General features: G+C 37.7%; 22 protein-coding genes. 6 read left to right on the forward strand and 16 right to left on the reverse strand.

Annotated features, from left to right (window positions below; translation table 11 throughout):
• Nucleotide 1: 1 nt before the first annotated feature.
• The 9 genes from G466_RS0104405 to G466_RS0104445 form a co-directional block, all read right to left on the reverse strand.
• On the reverse strand, nucleotides 2–796 hold the full coding sequence (locus tag G466_RS0104405) for a hypothetical protein (RefSeq protein WP_229797160.1): 795 nt from the start codon (nucleotides 794–796) through the stop codon (nucleotides 2–4).
• 82 nt (nucleotides 797–878) lie between these two features.
• Nucleotides 879–1421 (reverse strand): hypothetical protein, encoded by a 543-nt coding sequence (locus G466_RS0104410; RefSeq protein ID WP_026812566.1) that lies wholly within the window; start codon nucleotides 1419–1421, stop codon nucleotides 879–881.
• A 357-nt stretch (nucleotides 1422–1778) separates the two neighbouring features.
• A complete protein-coding gene (locus tag G466_RS0104415; RefSeq protein WP_084418728.1) occupies nucleotides 1779–2336 on the reverse strand; it encodes a peptidoglycan-binding protein LysM in 558 nt (185 codons plus the stop codon).
• A gap of 266 nt (nucleotides 2337–2602) precedes the next feature.
• On the reverse strand, nucleotides 2603–3136 hold the full coding sequence (locus tag G466_RS0104420; protein WP_026812568.1) for a hypothetical protein: 534 nt from the start codon (nucleotides 3134–3136) through the stop codon (nucleotides 2603–2605).
• Between the two features lie 294 nt (nucleotides 3137–3430).
• On the reverse strand, nucleotides 3431–4438 hold the full coding sequence (locus tag G466_RS0104425) for a lipoate--protein ligase (protein ID WP_026812569.1): 1008 nt from the start codon (nucleotides 4436–4438) through the stop codon (nucleotides 3431–3433).
• 247 nt (nucleotides 4439–4685) lie between these two features.
• On the reverse strand, nucleotides 4686–6605 hold the full coding sequence (locus G466_RS0104430) for a heavy metal translocating P-type ATPase (RefSeq protein WP_026812570.1): 1920 nt from the start codon (nucleotides 6603–6605) through the stop codon (nucleotides 4686–4688).
• 20 nt (nucleotides 6606–6625) lie between these two features.
• Nucleotides 6626–6856 carry a heavy-metal-associated domain-containing protein gene (locus G466_RS0104435; protein WP_205622023.1) on the reverse strand — a complete coding sequence of 77 codons (231 nt, stop codon included), beginning with the start codon at nucleotides 6854–6856 and terminating at the stop codon, nucleotides 6626–6628.
• A gap of 44 nt (nucleotides 6857–6900) precedes the next feature.
• Nucleotides 6901–7551 carry a DUF6448 family protein gene (locus tag G466_RS0104440; RefSeq protein ID WP_026812572.1) on the reverse strand — a complete coding sequence of 217 codons (651 nt, stop codon included), beginning with the start codon at nucleotides 7549–7551 and terminating at the stop codon, nucleotides 6901–6903.
• Between the two features lie 157 nt (nucleotides 7552–7708).
• Nucleotides 7709–8842, reverse strand: coding sequence for a helix-turn-helix domain-containing protein (locus tag G466_RS0104445; RefSeq protein WP_026812573.1), 1134 nt, complete (start codon nucleotides 8840–8842; stop codon nucleotides 7709–7711).
• A gap of 382 nt (nucleotides 8843–9224) precedes the next feature.
• Between G466_RS0104445 and G466_RS0104450 the strand changes: the two genes are divergently transcribed.
• The gene (locus G466_RS0104450; protein WP_229797161.1) at nucleotides 9225–11684 is read left to right on the forward strand and encodes a TonB-dependent receptor domain-containing protein; all 2460 of its coding nucleotides are present in this window, start codon (nucleotides 9225–9227) and stop codon (nucleotides 11682–11684) included.
• 268 nt (nucleotides 11685–11952) lie between these two features.
• Nucleotides 11953–12882 (forward strand): DUF5996 family protein, encoded by a 930-nt coding sequence (locus G466_RS0104455; protein WP_034234619.1) that lies wholly within the window; start codon nucleotides 11953–11955, stop codon nucleotides 12880–12882.
• A gap of 144 nt (nucleotides 12883–13026) precedes the next feature.
• On the opposite strand, the gene G466_RS0104460 is transcribed toward G466_RS0104455, so the two are convergent.
• From G466_RS0104460 to G466_RS21430, 7 genes are all read right to left on the reverse strand, one after another.
• Nucleotides 13027–14181 (reverse strand): DUF4886 domain-containing protein, encoded by a 1155-nt coding sequence (locus tag G466_RS0104460; protein ID WP_205622024.1) that lies wholly within the window; start codon nucleotides 14179–14181, stop codon nucleotides 13027–13029.
• 228 nt (nucleotides 14182–14409) lie between these two features.
• Complete coding sequence (locus tag G466_RS0104465) at nucleotides 14410–16113, reverse strand: BACON domain-containing protein (protein WP_034234622.1); 1704 nt, start codon at nucleotides 16111–16113, stop codon at nucleotides 14410–14412.
• Nucleotides 16114–16185: 72 nt separating this feature from the next.
• Nucleotides 16186–17274, reverse strand: a complete 1089-nt coding sequence (locus tag G466_RS0104470) for an SGNH/GDSL hydrolase family protein (protein ID WP_051315521.1) — start codon at nucleotides 17272–17274, stop codon at nucleotides 16186–16188.
• Between the two features lie 86 nt (nucleotides 17275–17360).
• Nucleotides 17361–18329: a sugar phosphate isomerase/epimerase family protein gene (locus G466_RS0104475; RefSeq protein ID WP_026812579.1), complete on the reverse strand. Its 969-nt coding sequence runs from the start codon at nucleotides 18327–18329 to the stop codon at nucleotides 17361–17363.
• 42 nt (nucleotides 18330–18371) lie between these two features.
• On the reverse strand, nucleotides 18372–20108 hold the full coding sequence (locus G466_RS0104480; protein ID WP_026812580.1) for a RagB/SusD family nutrient uptake outer membrane protein: 1737 nt from the start codon (nucleotides 20106–20108) through the stop codon (nucleotides 18372–18374).
• Between the two features lie 20 nt (nucleotides 20109–20128).
• Nucleotides 20129–23383: a SusC/RagA family TonB-linked outer membrane protein gene (locus G466_RS21425; protein WP_084418730.1), complete on the reverse strand. Its 3255-nt coding sequence runs from the start codon at nucleotides 23381–23383 to the stop codon at nucleotides 20129–20131.
• 27 nt (nucleotides 23384–23410) lie between these two features.
• Nucleotides 23411–24292, reverse strand: coding sequence for a phosphodiester glycosidase family protein (locus G466_RS21430; RefSeq protein ID WP_169720733.1), 882 nt, complete (start codon nucleotides 24290–24292; stop codon nucleotides 23411–23413).
• Between the two features lie 930 nt (nucleotides 24293–25222).
• Between G466_RS21430 and G466_RS0104495 the strand changes: the two genes are divergently transcribed.
• From G466_RS0104495 to G466_RS0104505, 4 genes are all read left to right on the forward strand, one after another.
• On the forward strand, nucleotides 25223–25609 hold the full coding sequence (locus tag G466_RS0104495; protein WP_026812581.1) for an ISAon1 family transposase N-terminal region protein: 387 nt from the start codon (nucleotides 25223–25225) through the stop codon (nucleotides 25607–25609).
• Between the two features lie 40 nt (nucleotides 25610–25649).
• Entirely contained in the window at nucleotides 25650–25970 is a 321-nt protein-coding gene (locus G466_RS24385) for a hypothetical protein (protein WP_229797162.1), read from the forward strand.
• Nucleotides 25971–25973: 3 nt separating this feature from the next.
• On the forward strand, nucleotides 25974–26141 hold the full coding sequence (locus tag G466_RS24390; protein WP_262482313.1) for a transposase: 168 nt from the start codon (nucleotides 25974–25976) through the stop codon (nucleotides 26139–26141).
• A gap of 36 nt (nucleotides 26142–26177) precedes the next feature.
• Nucleotides 26178–26445, forward strand: a 268-nt coding sequence (locus G466_RS0104505) for an ISAon1 family transposase N-terminal region protein (RefSeq protein WP_026812582.1), incomplete at its 3' end; no start/stop codon positions are given.

Consider the following 26445-nt stretch of genomic DNA (forward strand, 5'->3'; position numbering starts at 1 on the left):
TTTAAAAACTGAAGTTTTTTTCACCCACCCGCATATCACTAGTCCCTGCCATTTTAATGATGGTTACTCCAAGATAATTCCCTGCAAGATTCTCTGGCAATATAAACTCAACCACTTGATGAGTATCTGGCATCATGGAGATGGATATGGGGTCTAATTTAATTTCTTCCCCCGTATCGGTATTAATAAGTTCAAATTCTACCGTAGCGTCATTTACCACATTACCGTCGTTAGTAATGCTTATAGCTGCTTTTTTACTAGCTGCATCTACAATCTCCTCTATATTGGTAATCTCCAAACTTTTTAACTTATTCCCAGCAGGCGTATAATATACATGAAGCCCAAACTCGAACAACGTTATAATCCCTAATCCAGTGCTGCTAGAAGTGGTTTTGTCTTCTTGCGTTGGTAGCTGGGTGAAAAACAACATGCTATTGGTTACTTCTGATGTGGACGCCTCTTCTGGAACCTGCATAGCAACTAGCACTTCCATAGTAGCGCCAGCAGCAACACTAACGGTGTTCTCCAGGGTAGAAAGCCAAGAAGCGTTGGAATTTTTTAAAGTACCAGATTCAAAGTAGACTTTATTTCCATCCAGTTCTCTCTTCCAGTCCTTGTAATTTACAGAAAGAACATAATCCTTGTTAGAACTATTGTGCAAGGTTACAAGCTCCGTAACGGTTTCCCCAGGATTCCCAGTGAAAAACAAACGGGTGGGAGACATGGACACCCCTTGAGCTGAAACCGATAGTGGCGTTGAGAAAATTGCTATAAGAAGGAGAAATAAAAAGCGCATGTTGTTTATGGTATAAATTAAAAAGATTCCCAAAATTACAGTAAATATGTAACTCTGGGAATCTTTAAATATTAAGTGAATATTATAGCGCAGTCGCAGTATATGTTACCGTTTGGGTATAAGTTCCAGCTGGTTTCCCCAAGATATCAGCTGAAGATGACTTGGCAGCAAGAATTTCATAATCCAAATCCAAGGTTAAAGCACTTCCAAGAGGTGCATTTCCAATTAGGACTTGATCGGTAGTTGATAGTTCGATGGTGTTCTGAGTACCAGCCATAGACCCACCTGTAGCAGCTTTAATATTCAGCACATTTACTGGAATATTATTTGTTCCATCGGTAAAGCTGGCCCCATCAGCTTTCACCTTTACGTCAAAGTTTTTGGTAGAAGTAACGATTAAGCTTTCGGGAACATTTACAGTTTTTGTGCTGTTATAATCAGCAGCGGTAACATAATTGAAATCAACTATTCCTCCATTAGCTACACTTCCAGCATCGATAGAGATGACATCGCTTAAAATAATATTAACAGTGGTTGTAGCTGTGTGATTTTGTGCCTTTACATTGTTAGTTCCTAATAAAATTGCTCCAAGAGCTAAAGTTGCAGTGATAATTTGTTTTTTCATGATAATTGAGTTATTTATTCTAATTGTTGAATTGTCTTTTGTTTGTTTTGACATTACAAATGTAGGTAGGATCTAAAGCTTTCTTTGTAGTAGATATTGGATTCGCTTGTAGCAAATTAACTACAACAGTAATTGCACTATAGCTATAATATAAGGTTATAAAAAACGGGAAGGCGTTGCACCTATAGCTTAATGACTAAGAAAACTAGTTGTATTGTACATAGATGGCACTGTTACTACAGACCTGTACTCAATATTATTAAAACTAAACGAAGGATTACATATTAAAAGGATAGAGAAATCCTTTTAAAAAGTCAATGCGCAAGGCTAAAGGGAAAGGCTTAGAAATGACAATTATTAGAGTGCAGTAGCCGTGTAGGTTACCTTTTGGGTGTACTTGCCTGCAGGTTTACCTAGAATAGCTGCGGAGGATGACCTAGCTTTTGGAATAGTATAATCTAAATCTAGCTTTAATTTGCTTCCACTACCTTCGCCGTTAATTAAAACCTGATCTTGAGTAGATAAAATAATAGGGGTAGCTGTTCCAGTAATTTCCGAACTCTCATTACATTTAACTGTAAGCACATTTACAGGGATAACATGAGAGCCATTTTCAAAATTTTCCCCATTGGCTCTCACCTTTAAACTAAAAGGCCTAGAAAAAGTTATAATAAGACTATTGGGAATAGTGGCTGTTTTTTCCGAATTGTAGTCGTGCACATTATCGTAATAAAAATCTACCGTGCCACCCTTTGCAGCACTTCCTGGATCAATTGAAACTATATCGGCCAATACAAGGTTTACAGTGGTTGTCGCTTCCTGTGCAAACACCAACTCCATACCAGCTATAAGCATGGTAAAAGCAAATACAATGACGCTAATTTGCCCATTCCAGATTACTACGTAGGTGTTCACTTCATTTGTGATTAAAAATGAGCGCTAAATATAAATAATAAAAACGATTGTAGGAAATTACCTCAAATATAAATCGATAATTTTTATGTGGTAAATTTGAATAGGCCCCACACTGTATTTCCTTTTTTTTAGGAAGCATTATTTAAGTAAAAGCCTTTAACAAGAGCTGACTTCAATTACAAAAGTGACCATAAAAAAATCCCTTGGCAGCAATTATAGCAACCAAGGGAATCCTTATCTTAAAATTCTTATTATTAACTTATAACTTAGCTTGCCGAAGCAGTATAAGTTACTGTTTGGGTATACGTACCTGAAGGTTTCCCTAAAATATCTTTAGATGCATCTTTTCCATCAATCTCATAATCTAAATCGAGCGTCAGCTTACTTCCATAGGGAGCCTTTCTAACCAATTTTTTATCAGACTGTCCTATTTTAATGCTTTCTTTATTCCCCTCCATAGAACCCCCTTTCGCGGTTATGGTCAATACCTTAACTGGGATTGTATTTTCCCCATTTTCAAAATCCTTACCTCCGGATCTTACTTTAATATCAAACTCTTTCGCTGAAGTTACTATTAAGCTATTAGCAATGGTGATAATTTGTGTAGTCTGATAATCCTCTGCCGTATTGTAGTAGAAATTGACTTCTCCATCTTTGGCTACACTTCCAGCGTCAATTGAGATTACATCTGCCAAGTTAATATTTGCAGTAGTAGGGGCGGTTTCCTGCCCATGCGCATAGCGAGTTCCTAATACCATTGCACTAAAAGCTAAGCTAGCTACAACAAGCTGATTCTTCATAATATTTTATCTATGAGGTTAATTTATTTGCGATTTACTCATGTAAAATCACAAATATAAATGGATATGCCACATCTCATTGTAGTAAACAATTGTGATTGATTGTAGCAAAATAACTACAGAGAGTACAACCGGTTATAAAAAAACGCCCTAGAGGTATTAAAACATTAACCCATTATAACAGATACGGGGAATTAATGTCAATAAAGGATCCATTTCCTTCTAATAAAATTTGGCAAACTATAAAGATTGTTGTTTAGCTTTCTAAGTTGCTGCATTCCATTTTTAAAAATATTACTCCACTACATCTGCCCCATAAACCAATTCTATAAAATCATTTTCTGGAAGGTCGCCAAAATATTCTTGGATATCGACATCCTTCAGCAATGTAGTAATATCCTCCTTTTCGTATCTAGTGCCAATGAAGAGCTGCTCTAAACTTTCCAACGGTTCCTTTCCAAAGAAATCCCCGAAAATCTTAAAGTCCTGGATATGTCCCTTTTCCACGAAAATTCGCATATCTACCTCCCCTATCGGGAAACGCTTGGAGCGTTGTATATTAAATTTAGGGGACTTCCCATAGTTCCAGTCCCAAGTGTCGTATTTCACCGCCTTTAATTGATGTACTCCTTCCCATTCCTCCGCCGTAAGATGATAGCTCTCAAAGGGTTCGCTCTCCTCATAAAGTCCTTCTAACAACAACTCACGGAACTCGGCAATTTTTATAGCATCTTGTAAAAATTCCGAAATATTCGCTACCCTACTTCGTACTGATTTATGACCTTTAGACACAATCTTGTCCATCTTAACATTAAGGGCATTTACCACTTCCTCTAAATCGGTATCAAAAAGTAAGGTACCATGACTCACCATTCTTTTCCCGGTAGAAAATTGGGCGGTACCAGAAATTTTCTTGTCATCTACCTCTATATCATTACGCCCCTTTAATTCGGCATTCAAACCTAACGCTTGCAACACTTTTATTACCGGAGCGGTAAACTTCTTAAAATTACTAAGGCTTTTGCCATCGTGGTTGGTAATAAAACTAAAATTAAGGTTGCCATTATCATGATACACCGCACCACCACCAGAAATTCTCCGCACCACATGTATATTTTCTTTTTCTACATATTGGTGGTTTATCTCCTCCAAAGTGTTTTGGTTTCTCCCTATTATAATGGAAGGTTCATTGATATAAAACAACAAATAATCATTCGCAGGATCAAAATTTCTTAGAACATATTCTTCCAAAGCAAGGTTTAATCGCGGATTGGTATTCCCTTCGTTTTCTATAAAAATCATTTTGTTACGTATAAAATTGCATAAGCACAAGATAAATCATTCCAATTGAGCACCCATAAATTTGGCACATATTCCTTAACATTAAATAGTAATCCAGGGGTTAGAGGTTGGTGAAACGCTCAATTAACGCATAAAGCGATAGTCCTGCTCCATCTCACTAGATAGAATAGGTGTCCTATCGCTTTCCTGTCCTTGCAGTGCTCTCCAAAATATTCGTCTTTTATGGTTTATAACAATACCTACACTCTTAAACTTCAAGAGCACATGTACTCACCATAGTAGACTTTTCTTTTTTTGGTGCTACATATTGTATTAGGTTCTTATTGGGCGTAAATCGGACCAATCGCATGGCATTTAAAATTACTATGAGCACACTTAATTCGTGGATCAACATCCCTGAAGCTAAGTTTACATTTTTCGTTAGTACACCAGCCAATAAGAGGGCAACTGTTCCCACGGCAATAAACATATTTTGTTTCATATTCCGTACGGTAGCTTTAGATAGTTTTAAAGCATGCGTAAGTTTATCTAATTTATCGGCCATTAAAACCACATCTGCCGTTTCCATTGCAATATCGGTCCCTGCAACCCCCATTGCTATCCCCACATTGGCGGTAGCTATTGCTGGAGCATCATTTACTCCATCCCCAAGCATAGCAAGGTGTATACCTTTCCCCATACATGCCTTAACTTTTGAGGCCTTGTCTTCGGGGAGTAGTTCGGCATAGATACGATCTATCCCTAATTCCTCACCTACAATTTTAGCGGTATGCCTATTATCACCGGTTAGCATCACCAAGTGTTCAATACCTTCTCCCCTAAGTTGACGAATGGTATCTTTAGCTTTATCACGTACAGTGTCTGCAATAGAGATAACCCCCAACACTTTTTTATCATCGGCAATAAACACCGCGGTGTTCCCTGCCTTTTCTTGTTCTGTGGCATACAATTCCACATCCACTTTTAGCGGCACATTAATTTGTTCTAGTCCTTTTCTATTACCCATATAGAGCGACTTCCCCTCTAGGCTTACTTTAATTCCCCGACCTTTAAGCACAGTAACTTCTGTTGGCTTGTTTATTAACGTTAACCCCATTCTCTTCGCTTCTTTTACGATGGCCCTGCCTAAATGATGTTCCGATATAACTTCAGCTTCTGCCGCCATCAATAACAGCTCCTTTTCGTCCATACCAAATCCTTTAACAGCAGTAACTTCGGGGCTTCCTTTTGTTAAAGTTCCTGTCTTATCGAACACCATAGCATTAATCTTGGCCAGGTTTTCCATTATTTCCCCTCCTTTGATTAGAATCCCGTTACGGGCCCCGTTCTCTATTCCTGCAACAATGGAAACCGGTGCAGAAATCACCAAAGCTCCAGGACATGCGATAACTAAAAAGGTAAGTGCCAAATGTATATCTCGCGTTATTAGTCCAACGAGCATAGAAAGAATTATTATTCCAGGGGTATAAATAGCAGCAAACTTTTCCAAAAAGCGTTGAGTCTTAGCTTTTCCTTCTTGGGCTTCTTCTACCAATTCAATGATCTTTGCAAAGGTGGTATCCTCACCAACACTCTCAGCTACTACTTCCAAATATCCACTATCTAGAATACTCCCACTGAAGACTTGGTCGTTCTTAACCTTGCTTACAGGTATAGATTCGCCCGTAATAGCCGCTTCATTTACAGACGCATTCCCAGAGATAACCAGACCATCAATTGGAATTTTTTCTCCTGTCTGAATAACCACCAAATCGTTTTTAACAACCTCATCAGCCATAATGATGGAGCGCAGTCCATTACGTATTACTATAGCCTCTAACGGTGCCATATCCATCAAAGACCTGAGGGAAGCGCGGGATTTTTCCAAGGACCTCCCTTCTAAGTATGCCCCAAAAAGGAATAGGAAAGTTACCGCTGCCGACTCTACATATTCTCCTATGATTAAGGCACCTATTACGGCAATGGTCACTAAAAGCTCGATGCTGAACATTTTTAAGATGCTGGCTTTCCACGCTCTAATAAAAGTGGGAATTCCAGCTACAATGGTGGCTAATATTAAAAGTATATTTAATAACGGCAAGCCCCAATTGAACAAGTAGGTTGCAAATGCAGCAAGAAGTAAAATTCCTGCTGCATACATTATCCAATTTACATCTTTCGTTTTCATATTATTCTTGGATTACTTAATTAAGAGGTTATTACGGTATAGCCCACTTTCTCTATCAATTCTGCCATTTTATCTGCTGATACCTTCTCCTCATCATATTGTATTTTCACTTTGCTAGAGTTAAAGAGCACCTTAGCGTTTTCTACACCAGGCTCCTTGTTAAGAACTCCTTCTATTCTGTTAATACAACTTGGACAGGTAAGTGTCTCTAACTGCAATCTCACCGTTTTAATGTCTTTAATAGTTTTCATTTTAAATTGTTTTATAGTTTTTATAAATCCTCATTCTTTAGTTACTAATGCTGAGCATGATCGCTTCCTGAATGAGATATTGTTCCGTGTAATAAGTGCTCCAAAGCCTCCAAAGTGTGGGTGTACTCTACATAAGCCTCCACATAAGCCCTTCCTTCTTTAACAGAATTATCTTTTGTTTTGTTACGTTTAGCTACTGTAGCGTATCGATCCCTTAATATTTGCTCCAAATGGGTGGTTACGGTAGTTACCACGACTTCCACATTATCGCTGGCAATTGAATTATCTGCCATTTCCACTAAGGGAGTCATAGACCCAGCAGGTTTTAATCCAGTATAAGGAGCGCCTTCGGTCTCTCTATGTAACCGTACAAGAGTTTCCAAGAAATGCTTTTCTACTATAGAGTACACTTCTTTGTCCCCGTTCTTTAACTGATAGGTTTTGTTAAATAAAGGAATAATCTCCTTTTCTTGTTGCGGCTCTATCCACTTTAAAACCAACTGAACGTTGTTTTTATCCAATGCTTTTAAGGCATCTTTAATTACGGGCCCGTCATAGGAATCGCAATGTGCAAAACCAGTAATACTGGTCAGCATAAATGCAAAGATCAATAACAGAGCACGCATATTTAATTTAACGCTTCTTGCTATTCCTTTAGAATTTGTTCTGATTTCTTTTTTTACTTGAGTTTTCATAACACTTTCATTTTAAGTTAATAATCTATTTTTCTGTAAACAAAAGTATAGAGCAACTCCCGTCTGTGCGACCTAGATTGTAAAATGGCACCTATTAGAATAAAGGAACACATCCCAGATTATAAAATGGGACATGGGAAGTATAGAATTGCAGTTATTAAGAAGAGGAAATAGAATCTCGGAACCTACTGGGTGTAGTGCCAGTTACGTTTTTGAAAACCCTGTTAAAGGCCGATTTTGAATTGAAGCCACTTTCATAAGCTATTCCAAGTAAAGAGTAATTTTGATATTTTGGATCTTGAATTTTCCTTTTTACTTCGGCCACCCGATACTTGTTGATGAAATTGAAAAAGTTTTTTTCGTGCATTTCATTTATAACCTGCGAAAGATGGTGAGTAGATACGTTTAAATCTTGCGCCAATTTAGGTAAAGTAAGATCGGGATCTAAATACGGTCTATTAGACTTCATATATAGCCCCACTTTATTACAACAATTCTGCAGTTCATCATCTTCCAATTTTGATGCAGCATATTTTACTTCTGCATCAACAGTAGCAATCTTCGCTTCTAATACAGGGATACTAACAAACACATCTGTTTGTTTCAATCCGAAATACCCAATTAATATTATAAAAACTGAAAGGACAAGAAATAGCCCGTTTGTACAAAAATCCATGGTGAATAAATGAAATACGTGATGGATTACAGCTATAACAATCAAGAGCGTCCAAACTACACCAAAGACAAGGATCAGCTTTTTCAACCAATCCATATTGATCTCCTTTGCTGAAACATTAAAAGAAGAGCTCATTTGTATTTGAAACATTCTATGAGCTAGCAAAAAGTAAGATGGCCCCGATAATGCAGTGATAATGAGGAAGAGCAAAAATAGCACAGGTGGATTGGTTGAATCTCCTGAAACGTGATCTATGGTAATTCTATTTGAATATTCAGGAAATTGATTTGCAATAAACAGGTAAAGCATAAAGACCAAGAATGGTGCGAAATGCAATAAATTCTTAACCTTAAAATATTTTTCGTTTAGCGTTAAAGCACTAGTATATAGATATAAAAAAGGTCCATGTAATAAAAATGTACCGATTATAGCACTGTACAAAATAGCAGATGGAGCAAAATAAACTTTTGACAAGGCATAAGTTGCGGTAGCCAACCCAAGAGACTGCAACCAAAAGATCAATATTTTATCATGAAGTTGTTTTGTTCTTTTTTGCAGAAGTAATGCAAGAAAGAAAAACGCATTGAAAGAAGCTATAAATAATATATACGTCATTGGCTTATCGTTGCTGTTATTCTGTGCTTTTAATAACTTTTAACTCATTATATAAACAACCCTTTTACTCAAAGCTATATTAATTTCCTTGAATACCACAGTTCACTCCTCGGGTTCTTTCCCTATCTAGATGGAATCCTCTAATTAAAATTAAAAATAATGGATATTCTGTCCCTATCCTCATTTAAATGTCCGACCCCATAAATTAAACAATTCAATCACATAATTTACAGTAAAGCTGTCTTTCATAAATTGACTTGCCTTTACCTAAAATAGTCGCTAACTTGCAATTTGCCCTAGTTTTTAACTAGTTAGTGAGAATAAAGTTAATAAACCGCAACCTAATGTTGCATTCAAATTACATGTAAAAGATCCATTATTAATGATAACAAATCCTATTTCCCATAGCGTAAAGAAAATGACAAGAGCAATTGAGATTGATTCATTTATTATCCTTTTGGTTTTACTTATGCCCTTAGGCGTAATCGCACAAAATATATCCGTGAGTGTTTCAGGTGACATAAAGGACAAGGTCTCAGGTCAGGAATTGCCTTTCGTAAATGTAATTTTGAAGAAATCTTCAGATTCGTCATTTGTATCGGGCACAATTTCAAATGACAAAGGCTTGTTCACCATTTCAGATGCGGTGCCTGGCGACTATGTCATTGAAGCTTCCTACATTGGCTACAAGAATTACAGCCTCCCTCTGTTCATCGGTTCTAATTCAGAATTTATTGATATTGGCTCCATATTATTAGAAGAAGACATTCAGCAATTAGATGAAGTTGTTGTCACGGGTCAACAAGATGCCATAACGGGTAGGATGGATAAAAAGACCTTCAGCTTAGAGAATAATGTGAGTCAAAGTGGTGGAAGTGTTCTACAATCCATGAGCAACCTTCCAGGGGTAACTACACAGGATGGTCAGGTTCAGATAAGAGGCAACAATCAGGTAGTGATATTGATAGATGGTAAACAAACAGCTCTAACAGGGTTTGGCAATCAGAATGCATTGGAAAATATTCCTTCATCGGCTGTTGATAAAATTGAGATTATCAATAACCCATCGGCAAGATATGATGCTAGTGGAAATGCGGGAATTATTAATATCATCCTAAAAAAAGAAGAACAGGCAGGACTAAATGGTACGGTTGGACTATCTACTGGATTTGGATCTTTGTGGAAGCGAAAAGAAAACCTTCCTGGTATTCGCCCACAATATCAGTTTACTCCTAAAATTAACCCTTCTGTTTCACTGAATTACCGAAAAGATAAAATCAACCTATTTCTACAAGCTGATAACCTTTACACGGAAACACTTAGAAAAAATGAATTTGTAACTAGGACCTATGATAATGGCAGGGTGATTGACCAACAGATGAAGCGAAACAGAGACATTAATTTATTCACCTCTACAGCAGGGTTCGATTGGTTTATAGATGATTCTAATACCCTAACCGTTTCAGGGTTTTTCAGCCAAGAAACCATCAAAGACAATGGTGATCAACCATTTTTTAATGGAAGTACCGGAGAAAGTCTAAGGCTTTGGCAGTTTCTTGAAGATGAAGTGCTTACTGCAGTAATGGCCTCTGTGTCTTATGAGCATAAATTTCAACAACCCGGGCATACGCTAAATGTAGGCTTCAATTATACGTTTGACAGGGAAGATGAGAAATATTTCTTTACCAATACCACCCCTTCGTTTACTGCGGATGAATGGTTTTATCTTATAGCTGATCAAAAAGTGGCCGATTTTACATTGGACTATACCAAACCCTTGAAACATGGGTTATTGGAAACAGGGATAAAGTTCCGTAGCAGAACTATTCCAACCGACATGCAATTTAATCCATCCGCAGACAATTCTGTTTTAGATACCGGAGCAGACGGAATAGCCACTTATAAAGAAACGATTCCCGCACTTTATGGAAACTATACCTATGAAGTAAAGAAACTAGAGGCAGAAATTGGTTTAAGGGTGGAATATGTGGATCTGCGTTATGATGTGGATCCTAATCATAACACTTATCAAAGTGATGGATATGATTATTTTCAACCTTTCCCGAATGCCAGATTGAGTTATAAAATAAATGATCACAACAGATTGTCTGCTTTTTATAACCGCAGGGTAGACCGTCCTGATGAAAAGGATATTCGAATTTTCCCAAAGTATGATGATGCTGAGATCATTAAAGTAGGTAATCCGGCTTTACAACCTCAGTTCACTAACAGTTTTGAATTGGGATACAGGAATAGATTTAACAAGGGGTATTTTTATGGGGCCACCTATCATCGTGTTTCAGATGGTACAATTATGCGAGTGGGTACCACTGTGGAGGGCTCAGACCTGATTTATAATATTTCTCAAAATATAGGAAAAAGTTATAATACAGGGATCGAAGTGGTAATAAATAAGGAGTTAACCGATAAGATAAATGGAAATATAAACTTTAATGGGTATTACAATCAAATAGATTCATTTACAGTTTTCAATAAATACCCTATAGAAAACACTTTTACTGCAGAAGAGCAAAGTATATATTCTGGGAATATTAAACTGAACACTAATTTTAAGTTTGGAAAAAACACTGAGGCACAGTTTACCGCTATTTACCTTGCCCCGGACATTATTCCACAAGGCACAATCGACTCGAGATTTTCCCTAAACATGGGAGTAAAACAAGCCATCCAAAACGGTAAAGGAGAACTGTTTTTAAATGCTACAGATCTTTTGAACACCATGGTAGTTAAAAAAGAAATCGATGGAAGTAATTTTTCCTATACTAGCACAGATTACAACGAAACTCAGGTAATTCGATTTGGTTACAACTATAAGTTTTAAAAATTGGCAAAAATGGGGTTTTCACAACATTTTCAACAAGGACTGAGCCTATCTTTAAAGTACTAAGCGGATCATATAACATTGGCAATCAATGTTCAACTAATTTTTACAAGGTAAAAATAGAATGCTTCAAAAGATATCCATACGCTTAATTTGCTGTGAAAGACAAGAAAATTCGGTTGAAACCATGTAAAAAAGCAAGGAATTGATTAACTTTTAGACTTTACTTTGACTTGTGCTTTAAGTGATAACTCAAAATAGTAGTCCTATGGAAAATCAATTTAAACTACCAAAACTTCCTTATAGTGAGAATATTGATAAGAAGATGACGCTGCACCTGTTTTTGCAGATATTAGGGAAAGTCCGACTTAAAATGACCCCCAGAAAAAATCACTGGTGGTATATTACAGAATATATAGGCACTAATGGATTTACAACCGGAGATATACCATATAATTCTGGTGCAGATCAATTTAAAATCACCATAAATGTGTTAGATCATCAAGCGGAAGTTAATACAAGCCAAGGGGGATATGAGCGTTTCCCCCTAAACGAAAGATTAACTGTAGCGGACTTTTATCGCACGCTGATGGAGATACTTCAAGATTTGAACATCTCGGTTTCCATAGTCGACGTTCCTTTCGACCTAGGAATTGACAAGTCTTTTGGAGAAATTACGGAATACCATCACTATGATAAAAATTACGTAACGGATTTGTGGCGAGCCCTGCTATGGATAAATAATGTTTTTAAAGAATTTAGCGGTCGCTTTTACGGCAAAACCTGTCCGGTGCAACTTTATTGGCACTCTATGGATTTGGTGGTAACAAGATTCTCTGGTAATGAGGCACCACCAATGCCCGCAGAAGCAAGACTCTCTGATAAAGATGCGTATTCCCACGAATGTATAAGTTTTGGCTTTTGGCCGGGCGATGAAAATATTCCCGAACCCGCCTTCTATTCTTATACCTACCCCTCGCCCAAAGATCTAAACAAAGAGACTATAAAACCTGCTTCAGCAGAGTGGATAGATAACAACGGGAGCCCAATGGCACTTCTGAAATACAACATCTTATTGAAATCAGTCAACCCCAAACAAGATGTACTCCACTTTTTAGAATCGGCCTACATGGCAGGGGCTAAAAAAGCCAATTGGAATATTGAAAAATTTAGAGTTCCTGATTTGGATGAGATTTAATTAGAGCTTTAAATGTTTAATTACAAAATATATTTCTGAATAGCTTTCCCTTTGATCAGGCCCTTTGTCGTAGCTAATATTAAGCGTAGTTGAAATCCATAGGGTGAACTCCGAGATTCGGACTTTAACGCTCCATGTTAACTTCTAATAGGAAAGTGGCGTTACCTCATCTGGATTAAGAACTGCAGCGTGAGCGGCACGCTGAGCAATATCTGCTTCCTCGTTAGTCATTCCATCTGGAATAAATGAATTCCCCACCACATTTATGGAAGTAAGCGCTTCAAACCATGTGCATGCAGCGGTATATCTACCTATTTCATAATCTAGGTGATAACCATCTCGAGTAAAATTATCCCCAATACTAGTATTTCGTCCATTTTGAATAGCGGTGCCTGCAGGGATCAATACATCAAGCCCAAAGTTTGTCTTAGCCTTACGTATTGTATTCACAATGGCTGAATACATAGCTTCCTGGTCGTTTCCATAATTGGAAAAATTTTTGTGGGTAGAATTTTTAGAATAGGCCCAGGTTTGATGAATAATATACTTAACCTCAGAATTGGTACTACGGTCTTTTACATACTTCATCAACGCTGGCAAGGGCATAAGAAAAGTTTGATATTTTCCCGAATTCCCGCTTACTTGCTGAAAGCTGATATAGTCCCAATTTTCATCCAACACCGCGGTTTCAATAGTAGTTTCAGGAGTGTTAGATTTGCTACCGTTTTCTGTTGTTTTTCTATACTCATAAGCTGCTTGATTATTTTGGGCATGCTTCCAATGCTGTTCAAGCGAGGCACCACCGCGATACAGGTTACCAATTACCATCGGGATATTTTCGGCGGCAGCAAGTTCATGTAGGTAATTTTCAATAGCATCCATAGAAAAACTGTTCCCTATAGCTAAAATCTTTAAAACACCATCATCTTCATCGCCATTGACTGTAATATCAAAACTTGAGAATAGGCTTTCATCTTGAGAATAAAAAGCAATAGTAGCAGCTCCTTTTTTCTTTGCTGAAAGTATTACCGAATAATCTTCCATCACCTTAAGGGTAACCACATCTGGATTACTTGTTACCCAATTATATGTTTGCGTTGGCTTTACATTAGGAGAAAAACTAGGCACTACAGTAATTTCATCGTTAATATTTAGAATGGGGGTTTCAACGGTAACTTCTACGGATTCCTCTTTAGACTGATCTAGACTTAAGCTACCACAAAAGGAGAAGGTCACAGACAGTAAGACCACCATTAAACTCCTTAATACTATTTTACTATATCGTAAGAATCTTTTCATTTTACTTTTATTTATTCTATATGGCTCCCTGCCATCTAAATTTAAAAATAGCACCTATAAGGTATTACACGACTTTAGTTTGTCTATCCATCATAACGACTATTTTCTCCCTCCCAAAATACAAAAGTTCATCTAGATTTATAATTTAATTAAGCCATAATGAGACAGTATTATCTCATATTTCACGACTTACAATAGTCTCATTATGGTCAACCCTAGTATAATCACCTAATTAAACTTCACTACAGCCCCCATCGTCTTAAGACCTGAACGGCTATTATTTAGTAAATCCGAGGAAATAACATCTGCTTCCACCTTAGGTTCTTGTTGATTTCCAATTCTTACAAGTTCTTCCAATTCTGTACCGTATAGTAAAGCAGGGTTATCTTCACCTACAGGGAGAATTACATAATTCCCATGGTCTTGGAGCATGGAAGTATGATTAAAAGTGACTCCATCAATTTCTACTCCATTGAGGTCTATCACCGCGGCAGCGGAAATTGAGGAAATTATCTGTGGAGCTTGAGCATCTGCCTCAAAGACATCAATATCTTCTCCATCTACTAACTGCTTGTTTCCTGACACAATAGAATTGTATAAGGTAAGTTCATTCTCCCCACTTCGTCTAAAGATACCACCACCAGGACCTGTTGGAACCGCATTATCTGTGATCGTAGTATTGATAAGAGTAAGTTTATTGTTGTTATACATCATTATACCACCTCCTCCATTTTTGGAAGTGCTACTATTGCCGGTTATCATACAATTAGTTAAAATAGCAATTGAATTTTGTCTGATGTAAAATCCGGCCCCATAAGATCTTCCTTTGTTATCGGCTACTATAGAGTTGTTCATATAAATTTCAGCATCAGGATATCCGTGCACTCCTGCAGCGGTTCCACCAGAGTTGGCCAAAATCTTGGTATTAGAAATAAAAGCTTTGGATTCTCTAATCCATATGCCACCCGCATTGCTTATAGAGCTATTATTATTTATCTCACTCCCATCGATTGTCACTAAAGCATCTGCAAAAGCATAAAGTCCCCCAGCAAACTTCTCTGATTTATTATCAATTATATGGGTATCACGTATATCTACCACCGCATTACCGATGGTTATACCGCCCCCATAATCTCTTCTAAATCCAAGGCCATTAATGTCTGCAGAGGCAGACAAATCACCAGCATGCCCACTAGTAATAGTTAGCCCTACTAATTCTACCTTAGCTCCTTCTTCCTTAACTGCAGATACTGACACTACATGATACGAACTGTCATTTCCGTTAAGAATTGTCTTGTATTGCTCAGGATTTGGCTCAGTATCTTTAGTAGCATTTATAGGATATCCACCAACTAAGGAGATATTCCTTGAGATTTCAAATGTTAAGTCCCGAACATTTGCAGAATCTCCCCCAGTAATGGTCTCACTAGGCTCATAGGTACCTTCCGCTATATGTATGGTATTTCCACTAACTGCTAAATTCAAAGCAGTTGCCAAATCAGTTGCCTCGCTCCAAGAAAAACCACCCCCGGTACCGTTGGGGCGTACATAAATATTATCGGTATTACCTGCCTCTTGGATAACTAGTATTTCATAAGAAGCTCCTTCTCCCAAGGTAATGGTGATAGTCCCCTCTCTCTCATCATCCTCGTTTCTGATCACCGAAAATGGAAGGTCAATTCTTCCATTGGTCCCACTAGTCATCTCCAAGGTTATCCATTCTACATTAGTTTGGGCCTCCCAAGTTGTATTAGACAACAAATCAATGTTGTACTGATTATCCCCATTAGAGACCTCATAAGAATCTCTTGATACTACTAATTTAGGATCTATGCTATTTTTATTTTTGTCGCATCCGATAAAATGAAACATGACAAAAACTCCTATAAGCAGTTTTGCAATTGCTTTAAAATGAATCTTTTTATTCATCATTACATTGTTTTAAATTGGCATTATTACAATAATTATTTAAGCTTCCTTTCAGCTACTCTACACAACTAACGGTTATAAACTTCCGTTTAAAATATTCTTTATTACGGGAAATAATTTATCGGCAATCCGTTTATGGCCCAAGTCGGTAAAATGGGTGCCATCTATGGTGGCTTCATGATCCGTACCTATTAAAGCCGTATTATCCAAGTAATAGATTTGCTCCATCCCGCGCTCCTTCAATTGGCTATACGCCTCTTTAAAGGCGTTATTCTGGCCGATAACCTTAGCTCCTATTTTCTCATTCCAATGTCCATGCTCCCTAAAAACACTTTCCACCATGAGAATAGGTACGGAGGGATTCTCTTTTCGCAAGGTTTCAATAAAGGGCAATGTCCTAGTTCTTATCTCTTCTATGGATGGGTTAGGCACGCAATCCAAAATAAAGAGATCTGGATGGGAATTCTTCAAAACGTTTGCCACTTCGCGTTCCATTTTTCCCGCGCCACTAAATCCTAAGTTGCTAAAATTCATATTTAACCTGCGACCAAGAATAGAAGTAAATATCATTCCCGGTCTAGAGGCCGATGCGCCTTGGGTTATACTAGATCCATATACCACTATTTGCTTAGAAGGTAAATAGAAATCCTCTAATGGTTGGATGTCACTGCCGCTATCCACGCCAATTTCCACCTCAGTAACGCCACTGTACAAGGGGAAATACAATCTAAAACGTTGCATTTTCCCATCGAGGTTTTCAATGACAGTAGTTGAATTGGAAAGTCCTGTTGGTTTTGCTGCAGCTACAAATTGCCATTCTTCCCCATTCCATCCATAGAGGTCGAAACCGGCAACCGCTAAAGGAGTCATATTCCAAAGAGAATTATATTCCCTGAGTGTCCACCTCAATTTAATGGAGGAAGAGTTGGTTTTAAAAGGAACATTAAAGCCTGCTGTGTTTGTGGACAAGGCTTTCACCCTTTTGGGGAAATTGGCTGCTAAATCCTTCCGGATCCTATAATAGTGCTCCGTATCGGCTATCTTGGTACTCCCCAAAAGGGGAAACTTCAAAGCATCCACGAATTTAACAGCAGTAGCATTCTGCGCTTGGGCAATAGTCCCTAAACAACTAAAAAGAAGTGCTGAAAAAAAGATTCTTAACATGATAAGTCTAACTCTTATAGCTAAATTTAAGATACCTTCTTATTTATGTTCAAAATAATGAAGTTCTATGCTTATTCTACCATCCATTAATAGGACGCATTTAGATAATTGTTATATAGCATTTTATAACACACCATGAGATCTTTTTCATCATCGTATGCAGACTCATACATAAAAGGACCTCTATACCCTGCCTTATCTAAGGCAGCTAAAATTAACGTCCAATCATTTTGTCCCTTTACCGAACATGGAAAATAATGATTTTCATGTTTACCTGTACCATCTGCAATATGAACCGATTTCATTCTACTTCCCATTGCCAATATCAATTCTTCCGGGTTCTTAATATGATTCATATCAACAGCAGAACCGATAGAATTTGGAAGCCTATTCATAATTTCTATGGTTTCTTGAACCGTACGAAGTAAAGGTCGCTCACGATTTTCGTCCTTTAATAGTTCCGGCCCTAACAAATTCTCTATTACCATGGTAGCATTAATACTCTTCACCACCTCATTTAATTCCTTTGCTGATTTTATAAGTTGCGCCTTTCGCAGGTCCCTTTCATTTAACCCTAAATAATAACTTGGGTGAAATAGAATTATTTGGGGTTCTAAAATCTCCAACAACTCAACCAACCTACCTTGCTTAGCTACCACATCCCTACGATTGGTTTCGTTAACCAAGGATAAATCCAAATTAGCACCAAAGGGCATATGAATAGACCAAATTTTAATACCTGCTTCATCCGCATTTTTTTTGGCCCATTTTAATCTTTCTTTAATCTCTAATTCTGATAATTTAAAGTTTCTTTGGTCATCAATAAAGGCAGACATTCCTGATACTTCCACGTAATCCACTCCCACGGATTTTGCATATTTCAAGTTCTTCAGTTCAAACTTATCTCCGCCAAACGGTATACTATAACCAACTTTTAAAGGCGGATCTTTGAGCTCTACTTTATCAGTAGGGGCTGTTTTTGTTTCTTCTGCCCCCGAAGAACATGCAACAAATGCAAGGAAGGTCCAGGTTAATAGCAATACTGATCTTTTCATATTTTATTAAACTTATCAATTTAGAGATTCTAGTTTATTTTTTTACCAATTTGGGTTCTGTTCTAAATTTGAATTCAAGGATAAATCTTCTAAAGGCAACGGATATAAATAATCCTTACTCTCGTCAAAAGAACCACCTAAACTAAAAGGATTAAGGTTCCCCGATGTACCATTTGTCAAAGGTCTTTGTTGAATATTTATAAGTGTGGTGGCTGTACTTGGAGCACCAGATGGATCTCCATCATGTAGGTAAACATCAACATTCCCGTCATTATTAAAATCATAACCTCCCAATCCGGAAAAATAAATCCCTACCATGGGTTGCTCAATTTTCTTTCCTTCCTTCCACCTCATTAAGTCATCCCACCGTAGACCTTCGTTAAACATTTCTATTCTCCGTTCCCTTCTAATCTCTAGAATCACCCCTTTATTTAAACCCTGATCCACATTCACGTACATATTCTCCAAGTATTGATCTGGATTGGCATTGGCGTTAGCCAAATTTAAATGGGGCATCCCCACCCTGTCTCTCAACAAATTGACACTCTTATCCAAATCGGCCTGAGTTATAGCTCCCAACTCAGCTTTCGCTTCTGCAAAAGTCAACAGCGCTTCGGCGTAACGGAAAACAATTAAATCGAAATGAGCAGCACTCCACTGGTCCTTAGAAGGAAGTCCTTTAATTACCCGATACCCTGTAGTAGTTCCTGCAAGGGTTACTGGTTCAACACTACTTTCACCGTTTACTATAAAATTAGGACCAGCCGTCGTTTGTTTTAATCGCGGATCTCTATTCTGCATCTCTTCATAAAACTCCATCTCATCATAATTAGCGACATCAGTAAATCGAGTTCCATTCTTCATTAGATAACTATTCACCAAATCTTTTGGAACACCCCATGCACCGGAAGTTGGTGCCGTCATTAAATATCCTAAATTATGATGCTCTTTTTCACGCTCAAAGTCTTGCGCCAAAATTGTTTCAACCATATCCTGATTATCTCTAGAAAAGAGGTTTCTATAGGCAGCATCAGCTCCCCCAGAGGTAAACAAAGAATATTCTCCAGAATTCATCAACGTTTCAGCTGCTACAACCGCTTCATTTAAGAACCTTTCATAATCTCCTTTACCATGATACTTTCTCCAAGTACCCTCATAAAGGGCGATCCTCGCTTTCAGTAAAAGAGCCGTATACTTAGTTACCTTATTAAGCTCTTTTTCAGCTGGAATATGATCAATGGCGTAATCTATATCGACCATTATAGAATCCATAACAAGCTCTCTAGAATCCCTAGGCTTATATAAACCCTCATCTCCAGCTTTTAAAACTTTTCCATACCACGGCACATCACCAAACTTTTGCACTTTATCGAAGTAAAAATACGCTCTAAAGAAACGTGCTACCCCCCCGTAATGAAGTTTGGCATCCTCATCTGAAACCTTGTGATAATTCTCCAAGAAAAAATTTATATCCCTAAGCCTCCCCCAAGACCATCCACCACTACCTCTCCTTGTGGGGACAATTCTACTCCCCCTTACTCTGTCTGATGCTATTAATGGCACCACATTATCCGAATGCGAATCGTCAGTGTAAACGTCTTTACCAGAAATCATTGTGTAAAAATCGTTTGTCGCTACCTCTAAATCCTTCGCCGTATTAAAGAAGAATTCTGCATCAACTTGATCTTCTGGTGGTCTGTTTAAATAATCCTTATCGCAACTAAAAAGCACTACAGCCAAGCAAACAAAACCTATTCGATATATACTAGATCCTTTCATTTCTAAATAATTATAAATTATTATAAACCTAAATTAATTCCTATTGAAATAGTCTTCCCCATAGGGTAATCCCTTAAATCAGCTCTTCCTACAGCACTTCCAGGGTTAGAGTAGTTTATAGCGGATCCCGCTTGTTCCGGATCTATATATTTGGTTAGATTACCAAATCTCCATGTAAACAAGTTTTCGCCACTAAAATATACTCGGAGTTTTTGAATATTTACCTTAGACATTATTTCTTGCGGAATGGTATATCCGATAGTTAAATTCTTCACACGTAAAAACCCAACATTCTCCAAGTAAAGATCATTCATTTCATATAAAGAGCGCCTAGATTGCAATGAAGCATAACCCCTATAAATTTGCGGATATTTACCGCCACTTTCTGGGGTCCAAGCATTATTAACCAAATCTTTTCTCAAAAAAGTAAGGTAAGGTCTTTGATAAGTACCCCAGTAAATATCACCAGTTGGATACCAATTTTGTTTTCCAACCCCGGCACCGGCCAAGGAGACATCTATCCCCTTCCAACTTGTGCTTAAGTTAAAGCCAAATGTATATTTAGGCATTGCATTTCCAATAGGAACTAAATCTCCATGATTCTCCAAGGTATAATCCCCCTTGTCAATTTTCCCGTCTCCATTGGTATCTAAATATTTAACATCGCCGGCGCGTAATTTATTCCATTCATTATTTTGAACTGTATTCAAAATATACCTATAGACATCCCCTAAATCCTGAGACGGATTGTCAAAAGAGTCTTGATAAGCCTTGGCCTCTTCATCAGATTGGAATTGTCCATCGGTACGATACCCCCAAATCTGCCCTAACTCCTGACCTTCCCAATAAGAACTCATTAGACCTTCAGGATTATCATATTTTGTGATAACACCCTTAAAGTTAGATAAACTACCAGATGCTCTTATCGCTAAAGGAGAGCCTCCAACCATAAAGGAATCTTTATATCCTATCCCTAGCTCGAATCCAGTATTCCTTAAAGATGCTAAATTTTCTCTAGGCTCGGATGCGCCAAAAACTGAAGGCAATGGCGTACTCGGCAAATACATACCTTCTGTTTCTTTTCTATACCAATCAAATGTTGTAGTCAACTTATTACCCATAAACCCTAAGTCTACACCAAAATCCAAAGTTTTGGTAGTCTCCCAGGTAACCACCTTAGGCAAGGGTCCAGGAGCCGATACATAATTCAAAGGCTCACCATGATTCATCCAACTAGACAATCCCATAGGCATCAATGACTGGAAGGTATTTACTGGCACGCTTTGATTTCCAAGTTCCCCGTAGGAGCCCCTTAACTTTAAACTACTAACAACCTCTTCCAAGGGTTTCCAAAACTCCTCTCTATTTACCTGCCAACCCGCAGAAATGGAAGGGAAGAACCCCCATCTACTATCCTCGGGAAATCGGGAAGATCCATCATACCTGGCATTAACCTCCAATAAATATTTGTTCTTATAGTCATAGTTAAATCTTCCAAAATACCCTTGAACCGCCCATAAAAGTGCTGATCCATCAGCATTTAACATTTCAGTACCGAATGCTAAATTAGCTTTATCTCTTATTAATAAACCTCCCTGCTGCGCATACACTCTATCACGATCGTAATCCTCTTGGTTGTATCCTGCCAACAATTTAAAGTTGTGGTCATCTAGAAGCTGAAGACTATAGGTACCAAAAACATTTAAAGCGTTATAATAGTCTCTCCATCTATACTCTCCCAAACTATTAACACCTGCCGTTGTCAATGTTAACCTGTCAGTAGATAAATATTCGAATGGATTATAACGATACGTGTTATGCGTATTGGTAATTCTATTGCTATAATCAAAATTTATTTCTAAATTTTTTATTGGAGTAACTTTTGCACGAAAGGTATTTGTAAACTGTTCCGTATTAAATTTACGCCAGTTATTACCATCTTCCATAGCAGGGCCACCACCTTGACCTCCGTTACCACTTCTCCCTACATCCGTAGGAACACCATCTATCTCATAAGGATAAAAAGCCATCATATCATACCAGGTTGTTGTACTCCAAAGACCACCATATCCATTCCGAAACCCTCCATACTCTTGATTCATCTCACGACTAAATAAAGTATTATTGGAAAGTTGCAACCAATCGTTTACGTCAAACGTAAGCGTAGACTTCAAGTTATATCGATTAAAATCTGAATCCTGAATATTGTTAATAGTCTCCCGGTTGTACACCCTTCCAGACAAATACCCCTTTAATTTATCACCTCCTCCAGAAATAGAAATGTTATGTATAGAGGATGGCTGAACTTTTTTAAATAGGTAGTCGTGCCAATCTGTTTTATAGAAAAATTTATAAGAACCATTAGGCTGTTTTTGATGAAATGGCTCTATCTCTCCGTTAGCAACCATTCGAATAGTCTCCCAGTCCATATCATCATAACCAGTATAACTAGAGCCGTTATACCCAAAAATAGCCGCATCTACGGTTTTCCCATACACATATGGATCGGATACAAAATCCGTTCTAGTTGTGGGAGAGGTAAATCCATAGTTAGTTGTATAATTAATTCTCATGTCTCCAGACTTACCACTCTTAGTAGTAATCAAAATTACACCAAAAGCTCCTCTAGCTCCATAAATGGCCGCTGAAGCCGCATCCTTTAGCACCGTAACATTCTGAATATCTTCTGGATTCACTCTACCAATATCTCCTTCAATACCATCAATCATAACTAATGGACCCCCACCGTTGATTGAGTTAAACCCTCGAATATTAATATCAGGAGTCGCAGTAGGATCTCCAGTATTCACTTGGATATTTAAACCAGGCATCAATCCTTGCAGAGTTCCCACAATATCTGGAGAAGGCCTCATTGCAATATCTTCTGCACTTATTTGACTTATAGCCCCGGTTAAGTTCTCTTTTTTCTGGGTACCATAACCCACCACAACCACTTCATCCAAGGCACTAACATCATCCTCCATCACTACACTAACACTATTCGAAGAGCCCAAAGCAACCTCTTGTCTAGCGTACCCTAGGTATGAAAAAATCAATATATTCTCATCATTATCAGGCACAGATATAGTAAAATTCCCATCAAAATCAGTTATTGCACCTTTTTGGGTATTTTTAAGCTGAACAGTAACCCCAGGCAATGGAAAATTCTCTTCATCCACAACGCTACCTGTAACTACTCGATCTTGTCCAAATCCTTGGGAAACAGCTAAGCAAACCAATACCAGAAGCAGACTTTGTAAAGATTTCTTCATCATTTAAGATTTAATTTATTTTAAGATTGACTATTTATTCGAAAAAGTAATCACAGTTGCGACTCCACGCTCTCCTTCGTGATCAAATTTTTTATTATCAGACGGATAGTTAACTACCCCATAATTCTTAACCCACGCGGTTGAGGAACCCCCGCCATCCAAATTCATTGCATCTCTACAACCTAAGGCTTCCATTATGATGGCCATTTCTTCTACAGAAGCTCCCTGTGCCTGGGAAGCCCTGCCATCTACAACAACCGCTAGAATACGATTATCCGCTGTCACTCCAATTGCTGTCCTAGGATGTCGGTTATTATTAAACTTATTATCATCCTGAGACAAAATCTCTCCATCCATCATCAGCAAAGGCCCCGACACCAATAACGACTCTCCCTCAACATCTCGCCAGCCAGACGCTGGCTTCCTAATGATTGATATTTTACCTGCCGCATCTATTCCAAGCCCAGCATTTTCCCTGTACCAATTAAAACCAGAGCGTGTTTCATTCTTAATCTCTCCAGCTTTTTTAAAAAATACGGTCGACCCTCCATTTTTGGTGTCAAAATAAGATCCATTTATTGCAGCAACTGCTCTATTATTAATTGCCGCATCACTAGTCTTTAAAAATCCAGATTCTACATTTGGAATATCTACGATAGTTTTCTCAGGGTTACCATTTACCTCTAACACGGTAATGCTTTGCTTAGAAGAGAATAAAGCATCAAAATGAAAATACTTCCAATTTACATTATCAGCAACCTTCTTAACAGACCACTCTGCACTGGAGATAATTTCAGAAACAGTATTAACCTCCTCAGCTTTAGGTGGTTCTGATTGGTCTAACTGATTATCCTGCGAACATCCTACAAAACATACAATCAATAATAAATACAGCAATAAATATCTTCTCATTATTTTCATTTTATTTCATTTATATTCCATTTTAACCTATTTCTACCCACTTCAAGAGCTTGCAAAAAGACAAAAGCCTATTAGATAGGGTATTTCCTATAAAAAAAGTCTAATTAACAGCTTATTAACAACAGCTAATCTAATATTAATTAAACACGAAACAAAAAATAACCACAAATAATTCAATTCAACATACCATTACCAAACCGAAATAATACCTAGAACACTTGGCAATACTTAGGATTACCCGCTAATTTAACAACTAATACAACTAAACAGAATCAGCAATAGCCTAAAATCAAAAGCGCGAGAAATCAATAATGAAACCTAAAGAAATTAAACGAAGTTTTAATTCGATTATTTTTATAGAATTAAAGAGACACCCTTACACGGTCAACTTACTATTAAAGTCAATTAATACAAATACACCTCAATTTTCATCACACAATAAATAATTCCATTGAATTTTTCAAAATCCCTGTGACATTGCATCCTTTAAAGACTATAAATATTCACTGAGTAAAATCGTCGGATTTAAAACATTTCTCACTTCTTTCCATTTAATCATTGAAAACCAGAAACCAAACAAGTTCACTTACCGAATCAAAATCAATAAAACCTTTAGATAATACCGTGCAATTATAGGAGGGACCACTCAAAGAAGTGTTTTTTTAATGTAAAGATTTATTTAACAAATAGTAAAGAGAGAAAAGAAAAAGGTGTTTCCTTAAGGTAACATGCTATTCGTCTGCCCGAAAACCAAAATATTAATAGGAACTAAGCTCAAAGCTCTTGGGAAAGAATTGGGAAGCTAACTTTTATTACAGGAAATTATTTGTATGGTTAAAAAATGATAGTAATTAAACTGACCAAGCACAAAAATTGGGTCTAAAGTGAATAATTTATTTCTTTGCACCCTAAATTTACGGGATGGACAAAGGAACCGATTTAACACTATTGAGCTTATTTTTACCTGAGGGAATACTTGACTTTTTTGCTATTGTTGGCTTTGAACAAAAGCCTATAAAGAACCCTTTGTACTTCAATCGGTTGACTGTGTTTTTAGAGGAAAAAAAGCAGATACCAGCACTTTATAAAGATCATACCTACAAGGCCAGTGGCTTTATGGAACCTAGGGTGATTGATGATTATCCAATCCGCGATAACTTGGTCAGCTTGAGCCTCAAACGTATGCGCTGGGATGTTCTAATAGATGGAAAATGGATCAAAACAAGTCGAGATTGGAATGATTTTATCGCACAGGGAACCCGCATGTCAAAAGAGTTCGCTGCTTTTTTAAAAGAGATCAACGGATAGAACAGCTCTGAGTAGTCAACAACTCGGTTCTCTTTTTGGAGTGCCTGGGAAGAGACTTCAGCGCCAGTATAAGGATTGCCTTAGCCAGTTCAATCAATGGAAACATAAGGACCACGCCAATGATTGGCTAGTGTACCCTCAGAATATTGGTCCTTATCTTTCAATAGACGAAACAGCCTTGTCCCGTGGTGAACTTTACACAATAATCACCAATAAACAGGCAAAGAGCAAAAAGGGGGCTTTGGTGGGAATATTTAAAAGCACCAAGGCTGAACCTATTATTGATCGATTGCTTAGACTTCCTGTTTCTATTAGGAACAAGGTCCAAGAAATCACCTTGGATATGGCACACTCCATATAACAGATCGTTAAGGCCTGCTTTCCTAAGGCAAGACAGGTGACCGACCGATTTCATGTCCAAAAGCTGGCGCTAGAAGCTCTTCAGGACATCCGGATCAAACACAGGTGGGACGCCATAGATCAGGAAAACCAACAGATAAAGGATCAAGCTCAAAAGTTGTGTGTGAATTGAAATAGGAGTTCGATATTTGCAGTAAAACGAACAGCATTGGAATTATCTATCGACCTATTAAAGCTTATACTGCCGGAACTTTTAATAACCCACTTTAATCTTGTCTCCCATAAAACAGAAGAGGGTACCCTTCATTTATATTTTGAAGAAAAAGAGGATAGCCCTAAAGAGGAAAAACACCGCATTTTAATAGGCCATGGCTTTCATAAGGAGATCGTCGTCCAGGATTTCCCATTACGGGGAAAATCAGTCTTTCTCCACATTAAGCGCCGCCGTTGGCTGGACAAGGCCACGGGGCAAGCCG

It is taken from the genome of Arenibacter certesii DSM 19833 (genome assembly GCF_000429545.1).
GTDB classification, from domain to species: domain Bacteria; phylum Bacteroidota; class Bacteroidia; order Flavobacteriales; family Flavobacteriaceae; genus Arenibacter; species Arenibacter certesii.

Bases quoted from the DNA above. Each gene is read 5' to 3' on its own strand.
- G466_RS0104405 (WP_229797160.1), bottom strand. From the start codon at position 796: ATGCGCTTTTTATTTCTCCTTCTTATAGCAATTTTCTCAACGCCACTA.
- G466_RS0104410 (WP_026812566.1), bottom strand. From the start codon at position 1,421: ATGAAAAAACAAATTATCACTGCAACTTTAGCTCTTGGAGCAATTTTA.
- G466_RS0104420 (WP_026812568.1), bottom strand. From the start codon at position 3,136: ATGAAGAATCAGCTTGTTGTAGCTAGCTTAGCTTTTAGTGCAATGGTA.
- G466_RS0104425 (WP_026812569.1), bottom strand. From the start codon at position 4,438: ATGATTTTTATAGAAAACGAAGGGAATACCAATCCGCGATTAAACCTT.
- G466_RS0104430 (WP_026812570.1), bottom strand. From the start codon at position 6,605: ATGAAAACGAAAGATGTAAATTGGATAATGTATGCAGCAGGAATTTTA.
- G466_RS0104435 (WP_205622023.1), bottom strand. From the start codon at position 6,856: ATGAAAACTATTAAAGACATTAAAACGGTGAGATTGCAGTTAGAGACA.
- G466_RS0104440 (WP_026812572.1), bottom strand. From the start codon at position 7,551: ATGAAAACTCAAGTAAAAAAAGAAATCAGAACAAATTCTAAAGGAATA.
- G466_RS0104445 (WP_026812573.1), bottom strand. From the start codon at position 8,842: ATGACGTATATATTATTTATAGCTTCTTTCAATGCGTTTTTCTTTCTT.
- G466_RS0104450 (WP_229797161.1), top strand. From the start codon at position 9,225: ATGATAACAAATCCTATTTCCCATAGCGTAAAGAAAATGACAAGAGCA.
- G466_RS0104455 (WP_034234619.1), top strand. From the start codon at position 11,953: ATGGAAAATCAATTTAAACTACCAAAACTTCCTTATAGTGAGAATATT.
- G466_RS0104460 (WP_205622024.1), bottom strand. From the start codon at position 14,181: ATGAAAAGATTCTTACGATATAGTAAAATAGTATTAAGGAGTTTAATG.
- G466_RS0104465 (WP_034234622.1), bottom strand. From the start codon at position 16,113: ATGATGAATAAAAAGATTCATTTTAAAGCAATTGCAAAACTGCTTATA.
- G466_RS0104470 (WP_051315521.1), bottom strand. From the start codon at position 17,274: ATGTTAAGAATCTTTTTTTCAGCACTTCTTTTTAGTTGTTTAGGGACT.
- G466_RS0104475 (WP_026812579.1), bottom strand. From the start codon at position 18,329: ATGAAAAGATCAGTATTGCTATTAACCTGGACCTTCCTTGCATTTGTT.
- G466_RS0104480 (WP_026812580.1), bottom strand. From the start codon at position 20,108: ATGAAAGGATCTAGTATATATCGAATAGGTTTTGTTTGCTTGGCTGTA.
- G466_RS21425 (WP_084418730.1), bottom strand. From the start codon at position 23,383: ATGATGAAGAAATCTTTACAAAGTCTGCTTCTGGTATTGGTTTGCTTA.
- G466_RS21430 (WP_169720733.1), bottom strand. From the start codon at position 24,292: ATGAGAAGATATTTATTGCTGTATTTATTATTGATTGTATGTTTTGTA.
- G466_RS0104495 (WP_026812581.1), top strand. From the start codon at position 25,223: ATGGACAAAGGAACCGATTTAACACTATTGAGCTTATTTTTACCTGAG.